Raw genomic sequence first — 16,548 nt, 5'->3', positions numbered from 1 at the left:
CGATCAACGCGTCGCAGCGGCTTCGACCTCTGCGGGAAGCCCTGGCAGGGCGAGGAGTGCGTCCGCGGCTGATCGGATGATTCGATTCTCGGGTGTGTCGATCGTCCACTCGTCCACTCGCACCTCCAGCAGGCTCAGGTGGCCGAATCGCCGCAGGTCCTGGTCGCGCATCCGCAGCCTGCCGCGTAGCACGGGCAGCGTCTGATCCTCCGTGCGATAGCCGCGTAGTGGTCCGGTGGCTAGGGCGTGTTCGGCCTCGAGGGTGAACATCCTCGCCAGGACCGCCCTGAGATCCGCGTCGAGCTTCTGCGACGCTACGGCCAGCGCCGTCCGAGCCCCTGCGCAAGCTGCTTACCGAGCTTCTCATCTTCGGCGCCGCGGATGAGGACGCGATCGCCACCGTGGCGGAGCTAATGGACGCGACGAACTGTCTCGTTCCAGCGGCTTGAGAGATCGCCGAACTTCTTGAGCTGGAGTGGTGATAGCCCGGCGACTCGATCCGCCCCTCCGCGGCGGCACTGTCTGATAGCGATGACGTAGGCCGATGTCCTTGACTCAAGCGTTACGCCCGAGTCCAGGGCGTGCCGGCCGCCGCAGCGACCTTGATTCACGACCGCACGCTCAGGGCGGAGCGGGTACAGCCCGCCGTGCTTCTGCGCGCGATTGGGGCAAAGTCCTTAACTTGTCGGCGATCGTGACTAAGGTCGCCGCCGAGACCCCCACTGTGCCTCCAGCGGCAGCGCACTGCCGCTGGTGTCGGCGCGCCTCCATGGGGCCCAATCGACGCGGCAGCGAGCCGCGGCCCCTCGAGGAGAGAGAATGTCCGACGCACAGCCATCCGTCGATCCAGCGAGCAGGATCGCGAACCTTGCCGAGGATCCGCGATTCGCGGGCCGTGCGGATGATCTGCGCTCGCTTGCCCGCGACCTAGCCGACTCCGATGCAGAGGCGTGGGCGGGCGTCGATCTCTTCGCAGCCTTTCCCCTGGGGGCGACCGCCCGCCTTGAGTCGAAGAACTGGGTAGAGCGCGCCCTCAGCTTGCTCACCGGCATCACAGTCTTCCTGCCGGTTGGCTGGACCTGGCTTGCGTTCCGTGACGCGTCAGCGGCATATCGGGATCTCCTCAACGCGGGAAAGGTTGAGGACGGCACGACGTTCCTCGAGCTCTGGGCGACCGGCTTCCAGGGCACTCTCACGGGGCGCCACCTTCTGGTGCCGACGGCCATGACCTCGGCACTCTTGATCTTCCTCGCCATCGCCACGCTCGTCGCCCACCGCATTGCGGTCGGGGTCAATGTCCGCCGGGAGGATGCGGCTCGCGAGAGCGCGCAGAACGCGCTCATCTCAGGTCTCACCCAGGCCGCTGTGGTCCTGAACGCCAGGCGAGCCGACCACCCGCAGCGAATCGAAGACATCCTCAAACAGTCCGTGGATCGCCTCGCCTCCGCCCACCGTGCCGTCAAGAAGACGTTGAACGAGGTCGAGCGCACGACCGCTGGAGTCAGCGTGGGCATGACGACCCTGGCGGGAACGCTGACCGGGACCAGCGACCAGGTCAAGGAGCTCATGGTCGTTGCCACGCGGACCGCCGAAGCCGCTGGCAGCGCGGCTGACCAGGCCCGCGAGGCGAGCATCCAGGGCACCGCGGCTGTCGTCCGTGCAGCCGAGGAGTCCCAGGCGGCGTTCACCACGGTCGTCCAGAACGGGGTCGCTGAGCTCAACGCAGCCCAGACGGACGCGACGCGACACCTGGCTGATCGAGTCGAGGCCACTGTGGCGTCGGTAGGCGACCTGATCACGACCGGTGCCGCCCAGATCTCTGCCACAAGCGCATCGGCTGGCGCGGACATCACCCGGAGCGTCTCCGCCGCGGAGCAGTCCTTCGCCTCAGCGACGACCGACTCGATCCGTCGCGCGACGGAAGAGCTGAACGCCGTCATCAGCCGCATCAGCTCCAGTGCACAGGAGACGAGCTCGGCAGCCGTGCTCCTCGCCGGCGAGGTCGAGAAGATCAGCAGCTCGCAGGAACGGGCTCAGGGCGAGCTCAGCGCGGCGGTGGACGAGATCACCCGCGCGATCGAGCGGCTCGACAGCGCGCTGATGCGTCAGGAGGGCGTCTTGCAGGGCCAGGTCAGCGAGCTCTCGGCGGCGCGCGACGCCGCCGAGCGCATGCTCCTGCGCCTGAGCTCGATGCCGCAGCCTGTGGGCGAGCGCTGACCCCGTGGCCACTGCTACCTCGCGGCGCAACGGTCGCTCTTTCAGCGTCGAATCGATTGCGGGCTGGGTCTTCGCAGACCTTCTCCTCGTGCTCTTCATCGTCGGCCTCGGGTCGGCCATCCGCTACACGCCCCCGCCCCCGCCGCCGCCCGCGCCTGAGAAGCCGAAGATCGCGCCCATCATCGGGATGAAGACCGACCCGTCGAAGATCACGATCAGATTCAACGCCGCAGCAGCCAGCAGTGGCCGCGTCACCGGCGCCGATGCGCGATCGGTCTGCAAGGCCGTCCGACAGCGCCTGGACCCGGTCAAGGGAAAGCGCGCCGCGCTCGTCCTGGTCTTCGGCGGAGGCAGTGGGGTCACCGTCGGACAGAACGTCGCCCGTTCCGTCATCAGCCAGCTGGGATGTGCCTCCGAGGCGACCTTCGGGCGCAAGGTCCCGTCACGACCGTTCTGGGACGGCACGCTGCCCCTCGGCGAGGTCCGACTCGAGGTCTTCCTCTTCATCACCCAGAAGGCAGCCGCGTGAGCCCCTTCAAGCGACTCCTCTCACGCCTCCGGTTGCGGGGTTCGAAGGCCATCGACGCCACGTCCTCCGCACCCAGGGATTCCCAGACGTCGCCCTCAGAGCCCTCAGGACGGCCAGCGCGCCACGCGGGATCTGGGGACCCGGCTGCGCCCGCAGACGCAGGCCTCCCCCAGGCAGTGGTCAACGCCGAGGTCGCCATGGAGGCTCGTAACACGGCTACCCCAGCGCCGCCTCTCGCTAGCAGGTCAGCCCTCCGGGACGTTGAAGGTGATGCACCACGGTCATCCTGGGATCGGCAGGCCGAGGCGGTCACCTGTGACACCTCGGTGGCGACCCCACAAGACGTGTCGGCTGGCCTCACGACGCCGAAGCCGAGTCCCCAGCCCGTAGTCGCGCCGCTCGATGCCCACGTCAATTCAGAGTCCCCAGCCGATACCGTCCTAGGCGCGCCCGAGGCACTCGAGACCGCAGCGGATGCAGAAGTCGTGGCGCCCACGCTGAACGAAGGCCTCTCGAGTGACGCAACAGATCTTGAACCGGTCGTTGCGACCGACCCCCCGGAGTCAGCCTCGACCCCTGAGACCCCGGACGGTGAGATCAGCGGCAGCTGTGCCCCGTCACCGTCGGTCGAGGTCGTGCCGATCCCCGCTGCCGACGTTGAGTCCACGCTGCCGGACGATGCGACCGACGACCGCACATCCGATTCTGCGCCCAGAACAGCCGTCGAGGATCGGAGCCGTCGTTCGGCCGCGACCCCGGCTATCCAGGTCCTCGACCTCGCGAGCCGCCGGTCGGACCGCGTCCCTGCGCTGCCTGAGCTCCTGACCACGGCGGTCAAACCTCGAGACACCGTCGTCGTCACGGCAGCCATTCCCGCCCGATTGGTCTCTGAGGTGGTCGCGCGGCTCAGCACATCACGCGGTCAGGTTGAGGCGCTGCTCTTCGCCGAGCCCATCGGCGTCCCGATCCCGCACGTCGCCGAAGATCAGCAATACACGGTCGAGGCGCTTCCCACCCGCTTCCGACTTCCTGACGGTCAGCCCCAGACGCTGACGGCGGTCCTCCCTCTCCGCTCGTCCTCCGCCAATCACTCGTCGATCGACGACGCGGACCGGATCGAGATTGCTCGCCTCCTCTGTCGGACCCTCGATGCACTCCATGCCGGCGACGTCGTCACCACTGGGTTCACCTCCGACTCCTTCGCCGTCACGTTGCGGCCACGGCCAGAGCTCTGGTTCCTTCGGCCCGACCAGCTTCGCCCGCTCGGCGGAGAGCCCCTCGACGGCAGCCACGCCTGGCGCGGAGCTGACGAGGATCGCGCCGATCTTGCACGCCTGCTCGAGGAGCTCCTGCCGGATGGGATCGCTCGCACGGTCATGGTCGCCGAGTCACGACAGCAGATGAGCCGTCTCCTAGACCAGGCTGGCCGCCGCGGCCAGCGTCCTACCGCCGCTCGATGGCTCGAGGTGCTCAGCGCATGATCAGGCTCCAGGACATCACGCCGCAGGATCGAGTGCGAGGCTTGAAGAGCGAGCCAGTCACCATCGTCCAGACCCGATGGGTCGATGAGGACGCGCTGGAGGTGAGCTTCAGGACGGCTGCTGGCGTGCTGGAACAGAGGATCGTCTTCGAGGAGGAGGAGGCAGATCTCCACCTCGTTGACGAGGCAGGCAACACAGCCGCCCCGGACGTGCTCCGGTGGAAGATCGGCGTCGAGGCGTTCCGGCTGGCCAACGCCGCCTATGTCGATCCGATGCACGCAGTGTCGTCGAGCTCGCTTCAACCGCTGCCGCACCAGATCACGGCGGTCTACGGCGAGTTCCTCCCGCGCCGGCCACTGCGGTACCTCCTGGCCGATGATCCCGGCGCCGGCAAGACCATCATGTGCGGGCTCTACATCAAGGAGTTGATCCTTCGCCGCGATCTCAGCCGCTGCCTGATCGTCGCTCCGGGTGGCCTGGTCGATCAGTGGTCGCATGAGCTCTACGACAAGTTCGGGCTGACGTTCACCGTCATGACCCGTGAACTGGTCAATACCGCTGTCACCGGAGACGTGTTCGCAGAGAACCCGCTCCTGATCGCCCGCATGGACATGCTGGCCAACGACGACGCCCTGCTGGAGAAGATCCGAGAAGGCGAATGGGATCTGGTCGTGGTGGACGAGGCGCACCGCATGAGCGCGTCGGGCACCAACCCGGACAGCAAGCGCACCAACCGATACGAGCTTGGTCAGATCCTCTCTGAGGCCTGTCGCAACTTCCTGCTGCTGACTGCCACGCCCCACTCAGGGGATCCAGAGCGGTTCCAGGCCTTCATGGCCCTCCTGGACCGCGATCGCTTCGGCAGCCACCGTGCCGGCCAGCAGACACCGGTGACCACCGACCTGATGCGCCGCATGTTGAAGGAGGAGCTCCGGACCCTGCAAGGCACGCGACTCTTCCCCGAGCGACGCGCTCAGACCGTTCCGTATCCGCTCAGCGCGATCGAGGCAGACCTCTACGACGAGGTCACCACCTACGTCAACGAGGAGATGAACCGCGCTGAAGCTCGCATGAAGGGACAGGCTCGGGTCACCGTCGGCTTCGCGCTGCTGGTGCTTCAGCGTCGCCTGGCCTCCAGCCCGGAGGCGATCCTCCAGAGTCTTCATCGCCGGCATGCCCGTCTGCGCGGTCGCCGCGAGGAGTTGACGACGGGGTCGGCTGAGTCGCTCGCTCCAGTGGCAGAGTCATCGGTCACCGGCGAGTCCGGAGTCGATGACGTCGCCGCGAGCGAGAGCCGCGAGCACAGCGGTCAGCTGGACGCTGCGACGGCTGCTGAGACGCTGGCTGAACTCGACCACGAACTCAGCACGCTGGAGCGCCTGATCGCTCTCGCAGCCAAGGTCCGCACGTCTGAGGCCGATCAGAAGTGGCTGCAGCTCAAGTCGATCCTAAGCTCCTCCGAGGTGCTCAAGCCGGACGGCACCCGCCGCAAGCTGATCGTCTTCTCAGAGCACCGAGACACGCTGAACTACCTCCAGTCACGCATCGAAGCCCTCCTCGGGCGCGCCCCGCTGCAGATCCACGGCGGTCTCCGACGCGAGGCCAGATTGGCGGTCCAGCACCGCTTCGTCACAGATCCCGCCGCCGACATCCTGCTGGCGACGGATGCGGCCGGGGAGGGCCTCAACCTCCAGGCGGCCAGCCTGATGGTGAACTACGACCTTCCGTGGAATCCCAATCGACTCGAACAGCGCTTCGGTCGCATCCACCGCATTGGCCAGACCGAGGTGTGCCACCTGTGGAACCTGGTGTCGGAGGACACCAGGGAGGGTGCGGTCTATCTCCGACTGCTCGAGAAGGTCGAGGAGCAGTCGTCCGCACTCCAAGGCAAGGTGTACGACGTCCTCGGCGACGCCTTCGTCTCCACCTCGCTCGAGGAGCTCCTCACCCAGGCCATCCGACGGGGCGAATCGCCGGAGACGAAGTCGTGGTGGACGCATGTCGTGGATACCGCGGTCGCCGACGAGATCCCCGAGCTTCTTCGCCAGCGCGCACTCAACACTGATGTCCTGAAGAGCGTCGACCTCGAGCTGGCTCAACGCCGCGCCGAATCGGGTCGTCTGAACGCCCTCCAGCCGCACTACACCGGTCCATGGCTCATCGCCGCATTGCAGTCGCTAGGCGGCGCAGTGCGCAGCGTGGCGGGGGGACGGCACGACATCCGCCTCGTCCCCGCGGTCGTGAAGGACGAAGCGCGCCGAGGGACCGGGGCCGTCCAGACGATCTACTCCGGGGTCAGTCTTGGCCGCCACGACGAGGCCGCGGACGGTGCTCCCGTCATCGGTGCCACCCACCCTCTCTTCGAGGCCACCACGGCCGCCACCCAACGCGGATGGGACACCGAGCACCTCGAGCTCGCGCTCGTCGTCGATCCCTGGACCAGCGAGTCAGAACCGCGTCTACTGATCGCCTCGACCTCCGACATCGTCGATGGCTGTGACCCTGCACAGGTCCTGTCGCGTCGCGTCGATCTCGTGGAGCTGAACCTTGCCAGTCAAGCAACGGACACGGTCGGAGCGGCCTACCTCGACTACCGGGAACCGACCACGCCGGAGCTCGATCGCATCCAAGCGATGGTCGCCACCCTGGGGGGCCCCGCCAAGCTCCTGGACCGCGCTCAGTCGTGGGCCATCGCGGCGGTACGTGACCACCGGAGGGAAGTGCAGGCCAGTCACGGAACGGCGATGGAGCGACAGCGGCGCGAGATCGAGGACTCGCTGACTCGTGAGGCGCGTCATTGGGATGCCGTAGCCACGGGCGACGTCCGGAGCACGACCACGCCCGAGACCGCGCGCCGACGTGCCGACGACGCCCGGGCCCGTCTGAGCCTGCGCCGCCGACAGTTCGACGCCGAGGCTCAGACGTCGGCTCAACCTCCCAAGCTCCACGCCGTCGCACTCGTCGTTCCAGCGGCCTTGGCCGCGGGTCGCGCACAAGCTGCCTCGACCTTCGACGGTGTCGCGGGCGATCTCTCCTCTCGTGGGCTGACCGCAACCAAGCACCCGGACCATCCCCGGCTGTGGGGTCTGCAGCAGGACGACCGGACACTCTGGTGCCTTCCAGTGGATCGACCGCTGGACGATGTCGTGCTGTGCCGCCGCACGGACGTCGCTGCTGGCCTCAACCTCGGATCCGACTTCGCCCTCTTGCTGAACGATGGGGCGGGCCGTCTCCGAATCACGACGCCCAAGGTCTCGATGCAGGACTTCGAGCCCCTCGGCACCCACGCGATCTCCTGGTCGTGGGACACGCTCTGGCGCGCAGGCAGGAGTCCCTCGTGACGACAGCTCCCTACCGCCCCGTCGATGCGGATGAGGCGGCTCGCATCCAGGCTGGCCTCCACGGCTGGGCCGTCCGGACGCTCGAGTCTCTCTACGCCGCGCGATCCGAGATCGCCCACCGCGCAGCCGCCCTGCGAGCGGAGGTCGCAGGTCTCGCCTCGAATGGGCCGTCCTCCGGGATCATGGGCGACTTGGTCGTCCTCTCCTCACCCGCCGAGTCTGCAGAGTTCACTGCGGTGTGCCAGCTCGGCGCTGCCGTAGCGGCGGTGGACGGAGACTTCCAGCGGGCTGAAGATCTCCGGCGGAGCCTTGAGCGAACCGCTGAGGAGACCGACCCGTCACGACGCCGAGGTCTGGAGCGCGAGGCGATCAATCGCGGCCTCGAGCTACGCGGGTGGTTCCAGGACACCGATCTGGATGAGCGGCTCGCGTTCTGTCGGCAGCGTCTGGTCGAGCCCGGCGGCGACTTCGACGACTACAGCGCCGGCGCCGCTGTTGCCCTCGGGCTCCCAGCCCCTGTCGGACGGCCTGCGATCGTCGCTGCGAAGGATCTGTCGGCCATCGTGAGCTCTCGCGCGTTGGCCATCGAGTCCGACACGATCCGTGAGGACCACATCAGGGCCATCAAGGCCGGCTACCAGGGCCTCGTAGAGCGCCGCATCGCCACCAAGCTCTCCGAGCTGGATCTCGACGTCCTGCGCCAAGCGACTCCGGGGGGCATCAGGATCGCGTCTCTCGAGGCCGCTGGCATCACCACCGTGCTCGGCGTCTGGCAGAACCGGCACCAGCTCGCGACGGTTCCTGGCATCGGAGCGGACTCAGCTCGTGAGCTCCAGCTCGCGGCCTCCCGTCTCCGCTCCGCTGTCAAGGACGACCTCGGCCGCCGTCTCGTGCGAATCGACCTCCGACCGGATGATCGCGTCCTCACTGACCTGCTGCGCCGACTCATCGCGGTCATCGAGCTCGACGAGCGCATCGAGCCGTCACGATCGTTCCTCGCGAAGGTCTCCCAGACGCTCGGTGACTGGACGCCTGCCCAGCCCGACGCTGAGCTCTGGTTGCTCCACCGGTTCAGCCCTCGACGGGCTCTGGACGTCGCCCGCTATCTGGCCTCCACTGCCGAGGAGGCACGGCAACTCGGGTTGACGGCGATCGCGGTCGCGAATCACGACTCCGACAAGGTGTGGGCCACGTTCCGTCAGCGAAGCAGCGAGCTCTACAGCCTGCTGGGCGAGATCGTCGGCATCGCCGTCGATCAAGACGCAGTCCAGGGTCACGTGTCCCAGGAGATCGCAGCCCGGGTCAATGAGCAGGTCCTGCGAACCGATCAGCTGCGTACCTCCCTGCGTGGCTACCAGGCCTTCGGTGCGAAGTTCGCCCTCGTGCAGCGCAAGGTCATCCTCGGAGACGAGATGGGGCTGGGAAAGACCATCCAGGCCCTCGCGACGATGGCCCACTTGGCCGACGGCGGTGCCACCCACTTCCTGGTCGTGTGCCCGAACGGGGTCCTCATCAACTGGATCCAGGAGATCCGGCGACACACGCGCCTCACGCCGTACCGAGTCCACGGAACTGATCGCGATGCAGAGCACGCGAGATGGCGCAGCCGGGGCGGCGTGGCCGTCACGACCTACGGCACGCTGAGCAACCTCACCTGGAAGGGAAACTACGAACTCGGCCTCTTCGTCGCCGATGAGGCACACCAGCTGAAGAACGCGAGCACGCTGCGGGCCCGTGCCGCCGCTCAGCTCATCCAGCGCAGCAGCCGATCCATGCTGATGACTGGTACCCCGATCGAGAACCGCGTCGAGGAGTTCTCGACGCTCGTTCGCTACCTGCAGCCGGAGGTCGCGGATCGACTCAACGACGTCGAGGTGCTCATCGGCGCCGAGGCGTTCCGCCAGGTGTCCTCACCCGTCTACCTCCGGCGCCGCTCCGACGACGTCCTCACCGAACTGCCCGACCTCGTGATCACCGACGATTGGGTCGCGCTCACCGCGGAGGAGGACGAGGCCTACCTCGATGCTCTCGCCGATAGGCACTTCGCCCAGCTGCGCCGTGTCGCGTTCGGCGGCGCGAGCAAGGTCGAGGAATCGTCGAAGATCTCGCGCGTCATGGAACTCGTGGCAGAAGCGACTGCCAACGGCAAGCGGGTCCTCGTCTTCTCCTACTTCCGTGACGTCCTGCAGCGTCTCGCGGACGCGCTGGGCGACGTCAGCGTCGGAACCATCACTGGCTCCCTCACGCCCGAGGCGCGCCAGGGCCTGGTCGATCGTCTTGCGGAGAGCTCGAGTCCCAAGGCTCTGCTGGCTCAGATCGAGGCCGGCGGCCAGGGCCTCAACATCCAGTCGGCGTCCGTGGTCATCCTGTGCGAGCCTCAGGTCAAGCCCTCGCTGGAGGACCAGGCCATCAAGCGAGCCCACCGGATGGGTCAGATCGAGAAGGTGGTCGTCCACCGCATCCTCACCCCCGACAGTGTCGATGAGCGCCTGCTCGAGATCCTCGACCGCAAGCGGACGCTCATCCGTGAGTACGTCAACGTCAGCGAGGTCGCTGAGGCCACGCCTGAGGCCAAGGACATGTCCTACCAGGAGATCGCGCGCGTCGTCCTCGCGGAGGAGCGCAAGCGGCGAAGCGCTGCACTGAGGGCCCGCGAGGGGCGCCCCACGCAGGCTGAGCCCGCCGCGAAGGCGCCTGCCGTGCAAGCGGCGAAGCCGGGCTCCTCAGGGCCTCGTTCGCTGAAGGCCTCACCGCAGAAGCCTCCACCACGAGCGGCCCCGCCGACAGTGGTTCGCCAGCCTGAGACGTCGCAATACCAGCCTGACATCTGCCGCTCCTGCGACCGGCCGATCTCGATCACTGGCCACTGCGGTTGCTCGTAAAACCTAGGCATTTGCGCGCTGCCGTGCGGGCTCTTCCAGGAGAGGAATATCTCGATAATGAACTTCGAAGAAATCGCCAATGCATTGCGGTCGCATTGGCAGGTAGAAACTTTGCGCGACCGATCACTGCGCATAAACGTTGAGGGCTGCGGTGTCTTTGTGAGTCTCTTCGACTTCGGCAATGAGGTTGTAGTCAGCCTCGGAGGGAGCGTGGGATTCGACCTAGAGCCGAGCAAAAAGGTCTTTCGCTGGGTCGCCGTCACGGGCAGCGACCAGGTCTTTGGTTCGGTTATTGCGAATTTCAACGACGACGGTCTCTTGGATCTTTGGGCACGCTACGCGGCTCTCGCTTCGGTTCTTGATGCCTCCGCACTGATATCGACGGTTCGACAGTTCGCATTCGATGTCAGCGAGGCCGAGCGCACCGTGCGCGTGCTGTTTTCCTGACGCGATCGCCTGTTGCCGGAGCAAAGCGCGCGACGGCCCTGAAACACGGTCTCTCGCCTGGCCCTGCCGTCGAACTGCGAGCAGCACGATCCCGTCGTCCCGGTGCCAGGCGAGCCGGCTCGTGTCGCCGTCCTCTGCGTAGCTCGACGGTGCGTCCTTTGCTAACGGCTTGCTACCCGGAGCTGGTGATCCACCCTGAACTGAGACGAACCTCGGCGGACGCCAAGTGGATGTTCATGCAGGTGAGAGCGGTGGCAGGAATCGTCGTTGGTCTTCGCCACACGCTCCTCAGCCAACTACGGATCAGAAGGTTTGGGGTTCGAATCCCTACGGGCGCGCAGCACGAGAAGGCCCCCGACCGGTTCGGTCGGGGGCCTTCGTCGTCTAGCTTTCGATCCGACAGGTGACTCTCGGGAGGGCATCGCCTCGGCCGGAGGCTGGTCTGGTCTCACCCTCCCCGGTAGCGAGGCCGCTCAGAAGTGATCGAATGAGGAGAAGCCCAGTTGCGCCGGCGAGCCGGTTCGGCTCCCGAGAGCGCCATCGGCGTGCTTGTTGTACTCGACGACGGTGATGGTGCTTCCGTTGACGGCCGTCACCACGGCGACGTGCCCGTAGGTCGACGCCGTGCTGATGGCCACCGATCCGACGCTCGGGCTGCCGTCGTTCCGGATCCCGTGCGACGCCGCGCGAGAGCCCCAGGTCTTCGCGTTGCCGAGCCCCTTGTACTTGCTGGCCGGCACGCCCGCGGACGCCATCATCCAGGCCGCGAAGTCAGTGCAGTTCCGGTACGCGTAGCCGTAGGGCGAGATCTCAGACGGGTCGTTGTACGACTCGGTGTGCTTCGGCCCCCAGTCGAAGTTCTTGCAGTAGTTCGCGCCACCACTGCGGCTGTACGGCGCGTGCTCGCACGGCATGGAGGCGTACGGGTAGTTCGCCGGGTTGGGCAGGCCAGAGGGGGGCGGGGGCGGGGGCGGCGGCGGCGTGTCCCCGCAGTGCGGGATGCCGTACTTGCCGGTGATGTCCGAGTCCTTCGCGTAGTGCGAGTCGTCGTACTTGCTGGTGATGAACCCCGTCTGGCCTCCGTAGGTCACGTTGAACCAGACATCGACCCCGCCCACGCGGTCGCCCTGCGTCCAGCAGTTGTACTGGGGCGACGTGCCCCTGGGCACGGTGAGGATCTTCGGGTAGCCCGTGCCCGGGCCGGTGCGCATGTTGACGTTGTCGGTGGTGGTGATGCCGTGGTCAGCGTGCGCGGTGCCGGGCGTGGCCAGGGTGGCGACGACGGCGATGAGGCTGGCGAGCCCCGTCAGGACGGCGGTCGCGCGTCGGCGGCCGGTCGGGGATGGGAGGTGGTCCACGATGAGCTCCTGCGGTGTCGGGGGAGGTGTCCCGGAGTGGTGAAGAGGACGCAACCACGGCGCGGAGCGCGACCGGTCGGACGCCGACACCGGGTGTCGGCGAGAGCTCTCCTGGTCCAGACCAGGGAAGCCGAGTCGCGGTGTCGGGTACCCCTGCGCGGGGTCATTGCGGTTCACCGCAGGCCTCGGGTGCCACCAGGTGTCGGCATCTCCTGACGACGTCCGTCCGTCGCCCTAGCCTCGCGCCATGACTGCTCCCGTCGTCGCCACCGTCTGGTGGCAGGCTCCTCACGAGGAGACCTACCGCCGTTACATGACCGAGCACGATGCCCTGGTCTTCGGTCGGGCGGGCGACGCCTCCGTGCGGTTCGGCTACGGCGCCGATCTCAGTCGGACCGTGCCGCGGCACTGGGGCGAGCTCGCCTGGACGCGCGGACGCCTCCTGGTGCAGAACCTCCATGAGCGCCTGGGGTTCATGGTGCGTCCGGAGGACGGATCGAGCATGCCCGCGATGATCGTCCCGCCGCAGTCCGCGGTGTCCCCGCCGATGCCGCGATTCGACATCGTGGCCGTAGCACCGGCCGACGACCTCTTCGAGGCGCGGGAGTTCACGCTGAGCGTGCTGACGGCGCAGCAGCGGCGGCTGAGGGCGCCGTCGTCGGAGCCGGAGGACTCCCCGGAGGTGCTCAGCACGGTGCCGTTCCGCCTCACCGAGCTCCAGCGGCGGATCGGTCGGCTGCTCATCGCGGCGACCCACTCCGGCGGCACGCGGAGGCCGTCCTACGTGGAGATCGCCGACGAGCTGCACTACTCCGTCCGTCGGGTCCGCGAGGTGATCGCCGAGATGGACGCCCAGTTCACCGTGTCCGGGCTCGTCGTGCTCGACGGCGGTGACGCGATCGACCGCACCGCGCAGGTGGTGCGCACGCACACCGGACTGGTCGCATGACCGCCGAGCCGCGGCGCCGGGAGGGGCGCACCGGGCCCATCGGCCGTCGTGACGCCTACCTGGTGCCCGACGCGCTACGGGTCATCCGCGGCGGATCGGGCGTGGTCTACCGCGCGGTGCTGGACGCAGGCGTGGCGGGCATGCCGGCCGGCACGGCCGTGGGGCTCAAGGCGCTGACCGCCATCGACGAGGATCGCTTCCGCAAGGTGGCCGACCGCTCGGCCCGGATCCCGCGTCATCCGAACCTCGCGCACCATCTCGAGACCTTCCTCGGGCCGCCTGTGCTGGCTGCACCCGACGAGATCGAGGAGGACGATCACGTCTTCTACTCCTCCCACGTGTGGGTCGAGGGTCGCCTGTTCAGCGAGGCGATCCTGACGGCGTCCCCTGCCCAGGTGCGCGCGTGGGCGCGGGACGTCGCCGAGGGCCTCGATGCGCTGCACGCCGCGCCGTCCGGCGGCCTCGCCCACCGTGACGTGCACGGTCGCAACGTCGTGGTGACGCCCGAGGGCCACGCCGTGCTGCTCGACTTCGAGGCGGTGCTCTGGGGTGACGACACCGACACCTCGATGTCGGCGCTGACGAGCGTCCCGTCCGACGTCGCGGAGTCCGCCCCCGGGCTGCGCGGTGCCCAGCAGAGGGATCGCGCACTGCTCGCCGTGCTCCTGCTGCGTGGTCTCGCGCGCGACGCGTCCGGGACCATGCCCTTCGACGAGGTGCGGGACGTCGCGCGCCGGACGCTGGAGGAGCTCGTCGCGGATGCCGATGGGGCCCTGGCCGGTCTGTGGGCGGCCGCCTGTGGTCGTGCTCCGGGGTCGGCCGTCGAGATCGTGGAGGCCCTCGATCGTCCGAATCTCCGCCCCGCCGGCGCCGTCCGCGGCGGGAGGCGGCATCGCGTCCGGGCCGGCGTGCTGGCCGCGGCCGTGGTTGTCGCCGTGGCCGCTGGCGTGGGGGTGGGCGCGGAGGTGCGGCCACACGTCGCTCCCACCGCCTCGACGGCCGACCCTTCCGGATCCGCCGTCGAGGCGGGCGCCATCGCCACGCCGGGCTCCTCCCGCTCGAGCCGCGTCCCCCGCTCGCGGCCGCCCTCCTCAGCTGGCGCTTCCCACCTGACGCGCGCCTCGGTCCCCGGGGGCGGTCAGCGCACGAGGGGGACGGCCACCCCGGGCGCGTCCCCCGCGACGGCGGCGGCCGTGCCGGTCCGCACGCCGTCGGTCGCAGCGGTCGTCGCGCCGTCCCGGCTGCCGTCACCGTCCTCGTCGCCGTCCATCGCGCGGCCGGGCTCCCCGGCGAGCACCCACGTCGGCTCGCTGCCCTCCTCCAGCCCCTCGTCCGTCCCGCCGGGTCGCCCGGCAGCGCGTCTGGAGACCAGCGGCAGCGAGGTCCACACCTGGAGCGACTACCGGACCGCGGGCGGCCGGCCCGGGGTGACCATGGACGTGCACCGCACCGTCGAGATCACCTGCCGTGTCGAGGGCTTCGCCGTCCAGGACGGCAACACCTGGTGGTACCGCATCCGCACGGCTCCGTGGAGTGACGAGTTCTACGGCTCGGCGGATGCCTTCTACAACAACGGGTCGACGTCGGGATCCCTGCACGGCACGCCGTTCGTGGACGAGTCGGTGCCGCTGTGCTGAGGGACCGTCCGCTCGCTGGTCGCGGACGCCGCCCGTCCGCTCCTCGTGGCAGCGTCTGAGCCGCACCAGCCCCGAGCTCCAGGAGTCCCCATGTCGAAGCGCGTCAGCGCCACCGCCCGCACCACCCTGCCGATCGGCGTCGAGCGCGCGTGGGCGGAGCTGGCCCACCACGAGGGCATGGCGTCGTGGGGTCCGGGCGTGAAGGTCACCGTCGACGACGCGCGCGCCGAGGTGCCCGGCGGGGTCGGGGCGGTGCGGCGGATCGCGGCGGCCGGTCCGGCGCCGGCGATCGTCGAGGAGATCACCGCCTTCGAGGCCCCGCACGTGCTCGGCTACCGCGGGCTGGCCGGCGTCCCGTTCCGCGACTACCGCGGCGAGGTGCGGCTCACCGGGCAGGGCACCGGCACGGCGGTGGAGTGGACGCTCTCGGCCCAGGCACGGGTGCCGGTCGTCGAGCAGGCGCTGCTGCGGCTGATCAGCCGCACCCTCCTCGGGCTCTACGCCCGGTCCGCGCGCAAGGCCTGACGGCCGAGCGTCCGCTGCGGAGGGCCGCTCAGCCGAGGAACGGCGCCAGCGTCAGCGCGAGGTGCAGGCGCAGCCGGTCGGCGCCGTCGTCGAGCCGCAGCCCGGTGCGCTCCTCGACCTGCCGCAGGCGGTGGTAGACGGTCTGCCGGTGGACGCCCAGCTCCGCGGCGGTCGTGACGACGTTGCCCGCGGCGTCGAGGAACACCTGCGCGGTGCGGGCGAGGTCGGGCGCCTCCGCGGTCAGCCGCGCGACCGTCGACGGCACCACGGTGCGCCGCAGCTCGTCGGCCCGGGCGACGCCGAGCAGCGCGAGCGGCCCCAGCTCGTCCCACGACGCCAGCGCGCCGGAGGGGGTCGGGGACGCGACCCGCAGCGCCACCAGCGCGCCGGAGCGGGAGCGGGCGAGGTCGTCGAGCGAGCCGACGCTCGGCCCCACGCCGACGCGGGTCGCGGCGTCGACGTCCGGCAGCCGCCGTCCGAGCCCGAGCCCGAGCCCGGCGAGCAGGCCGCCGACGCCGGCGTCGAGTCGCACGGCGCCGCTGCGGACGACCGCCGTCGAGGCGCCCTCGAGCTCGCGCACCCACACGACGCCGGGACGCGGCGGGCGGCTGGCCAGCTGCTCGGCCAGGGCGGGCCGCTCGACGACGACGCAGCGCACCGGCTCGTCCAGCCGGAGCCCGGCGGCGGCGGCGAGGTCGGCGGCCGCCTCGGCGGCGGTCTGCGGCGTGCCCTCGACGACCGCGCGGTAGAGCTCGTCGCGGTGGTCCTGCCGGCGCTCCATCAGGTGCAGCAGTCGCCCGACCGACTCCGCGAGCCGGGCCGCCTCGGGCCAGAGCGCGGGGTCGATCGCGGCGTCCGGGTCGAGCAGCCACACGTACGCCTGCGCGCGTCCGAGGTGCACCGCCGGCACCAGCAGGCGCGTGACGATGCCGCGTGCGGCGTCGCCCGGGATGCGCACCGGGGACGTCGCCGCGCGGATGCCCTGCGCGTCGAACCAGGCGCGCACCTCCGGCGTCGAGCCGCGTTCGAGGATCGAGCGGCGACGCACCTCGTCGACGGCGTCGCCCTGGCCGGAGAAGGCGAGCAGGTCGAAGTCGAGGCTCTCGATCGTGCACGGGGCGTGCAGGAGGGCTGCGATCTCGTCCGCCAGGTCGTCCAGCACCGCCATGCGCCAAATGTCGC

General features: G+C 69.2%; 12 protein-coding genes. 9 read left to right on the top strand and 3 right to left on the bottom strand.

Going from position 1 to position 16,548, the window contains the following annotated elements; genetic code table 11:
• Window positions 1-3: 3 nt before the first annotated feature.
• The gene (locus K8Z61_RS19010; RefSeq protein ID WP_263431070.1) at window positions 4-324 is read right to left on the bottom strand and encodes an McrC family protein; all 321 of its coding nucleotides are present in this window, start codon (window positions 322-324) and stop codon (window positions 4-6) included.
• A 495-nt stretch (window positions 325-819) separates the two neighbouring features.
• Between K8Z61_RS19010 and K8Z61_RS13040 the strand changes: the two genes are divergently transcribed.
• The 6 genes from K8Z61_RS13040 to K8Z61_RS13015 all read left to right on the top strand — a co-directional run bounded on the left by K8Z61_RS13040 (window position 820) and on the right by K8Z61_RS13015 (window position 10,897).
• Window positions 820-2,217 carry a hypothetical protein gene (locus K8Z61_RS13040; protein WP_224130215.1) on the top strand — a complete coding sequence of 466 codons (1,398 nt, stop codon included), beginning with the start codon at window positions 820-822 and terminating at the stop codon, window positions 2,215-2,217.
• A gap of 88 nt (window positions 2,218-2,305) precedes the next feature.
• Window positions 2,306-2,746, top strand: a complete 441-nt coding sequence (locus K8Z61_RS13035; RefSeq protein ID WP_224130213.1) for a hypothetical protein — start codon at window positions 2,306-2,308, stop codon at window positions 2,744-2,746.
• A 485-nt stretch (window positions 2,747-3,231) separates the two neighbouring features.
• Window positions 3,232-4,227 (top strand): hypothetical protein, encoded by a 996-nt coding sequence (locus tag K8Z61_RS13030; protein WP_224130211.1) that lies wholly within the window; start codon window positions 3,232-3,234, stop codon window positions 4,225-4,227.
• Entirely contained in the window at window positions 4,224-7,568 is a 3,345-nt protein-coding gene (locus K8Z61_RS13025; RefSeq protein ID WP_224130209.1) for a DEAD/DEAH box helicase, read from the top strand. Before K8Z61_RS13030 ends, K8Z61_RS13025 begins: the two co-directional genes overlap by 4 nt.
• Complete coding sequence (locus tag K8Z61_RS13020) at window positions 7,565-10,450, top strand: DEAD/DEAH box helicase (protein WP_224130207.1); 2,886 nt, start codon at window positions 7,565-7,567, stop codon at window positions 10,448-10,450. The genes K8Z61_RS13025 and K8Z61_RS13020 overlap by 4 nt, the downstream gene beginning before the upstream one ends.
• A 57-nt stretch (window positions 10,451-10,507) precedes the next feature.
• Entirely contained in the window at window positions 10,508-10,897 is a 390-nt protein-coding gene (locus K8Z61_RS13015) for a hypothetical protein (RefSeq protein ID WP_224130205.1), read from the top strand.
• Window positions 10,898-11,370: 473 nt separating this feature from the next.
• Here K8Z61_RS13015 and K8Z61_RS19355 read toward each other — a convergent pair whose 3' ends face one another.
• Complete coding sequence (locus tag K8Z61_RS19355; protein ID WP_224130203.1) at window positions 11,371-12,255, bottom strand: CHAP domain-containing protein; 885 nt, start codon at window positions 12,253-12,255, stop codon at window positions 11,371-11,373.
• A gap of 247 nt (window positions 12,256-12,502) precedes the next feature.
• Here K8Z61_RS19355 and K8Z61_RS13005 point away from each other — a divergent pair, with 247 nt between their 5' ends.
• The 3 genes from K8Z61_RS13005 to K8Z61_RS12995 all read left to right on the top strand — a co-directional run bounded on the left by K8Z61_RS13005 (window position 12,503) and on the right by K8Z61_RS12995 (window position 15,366).
• Window positions 12,503-13,204: a hypothetical protein gene (locus K8Z61_RS13005; protein WP_224130201.1), complete on the top strand. Its 702-nt coding sequence runs from the start codon at window positions 12,503-12,505 to the stop codon at window positions 13,202-13,204.
• Window positions 13,201-14,841, top strand: a complete 1,641-nt coding sequence (locus K8Z61_RS13000) for a hypothetical protein (RefSeq protein WP_224130198.1) — start codon at window positions 13,201-13,203, stop codon at window positions 14,839-14,841. The genes K8Z61_RS13005 and K8Z61_RS13000 overlap by 4 nt, the downstream gene beginning before the upstream one ends.
• A gap of 90 nt (window positions 14,842-14,931) precedes the next feature.
• On the top strand, window positions 14,932-15,366 hold the full coding sequence (locus K8Z61_RS12995; protein WP_224130196.1) for an SRPBCC family protein: 435 nt from the start codon (window positions 14,932-14,934) through the stop codon (window positions 15,364-15,366).
• A gap of 28 nt (window positions 15,367-15,394) precedes the next feature.
• Here K8Z61_RS12995 and K8Z61_RS12990 read toward each other — a convergent pair whose 3' ends face one another.
• Window positions 15,395-16,534, bottom strand: coding sequence for a CdaR family transcriptional regulator (locus K8Z61_RS12990; protein ID WP_224130194.1), 1,140 nt, complete (start codon window positions 16,532-16,534; stop codon window positions 15,395-15,397).
• Window positions 16,535-16,548 lie beyond the last annotated feature (14 nt).

This window comes from Nocardioides sp. TRM66260-LWL (assembly GCF_020075545.1).
Classification (GTDB): domain Bacteria; phylum Actinomycetota; class Actinomycetes; order Propionibacteriales; family Nocardioidaceae; genus Nocardioides.
This window is presented reverse-complemented; position numbering and strand designations above follow the sequence as displayed.

Excerpts from the sequence above, each read along its gene's own strand:
- K8Z61_RS12995 (WP_224130196.1), top strand. The coding sequence starts at position 14,932 with ATGTCGAAGCGCGTCAGCGCCACCGCCCGCACCACCCTGCCGATCGGC.
- K8Z61_RS12990 (WP_224130194.1), bottom strand. The coding sequence starts at position 16,534 with ATGGCGGTGCTGGACGACCTGGCGGACGAGATCGCAGCCCTCCTGCAC.
- K8Z61_RS13040 (WP_224130215.1), top strand. The coding sequence starts at position 820 with ATGTCCGACGCACAGCCATCCGTCGATCCAGCGAGCAGGATCGCGAAC.
- K8Z61_RS13000 (WP_224130198.1), top strand. The coding sequence starts at position 13,201 with ATGACCGCCGAGCCGCGGCGCCGGGAGGGGCGCACCGGGCCCATCGGC.
- K8Z61_RS13015 (WP_224130205.1), top strand. The coding sequence starts at position 10,508 with ATGAACTTCGAAGAAATCGCCAATGCATTGCGGTCGCATTGGCAGGTA.
- K8Z61_RS13005 (WP_224130201.1), top strand. The coding sequence starts at position 12,503 with ATGACTGCTCCCGTCGTCGCCACCGTCTGGTGGCAGGCTCCTCACGAG.
- K8Z61_RS13025 (WP_224130209.1), top strand. The coding sequence starts at position 4,224 with ATGATCAGGCTCCAGGACATCACGCCGCAGGATCGAGTGCGAGGCTTG.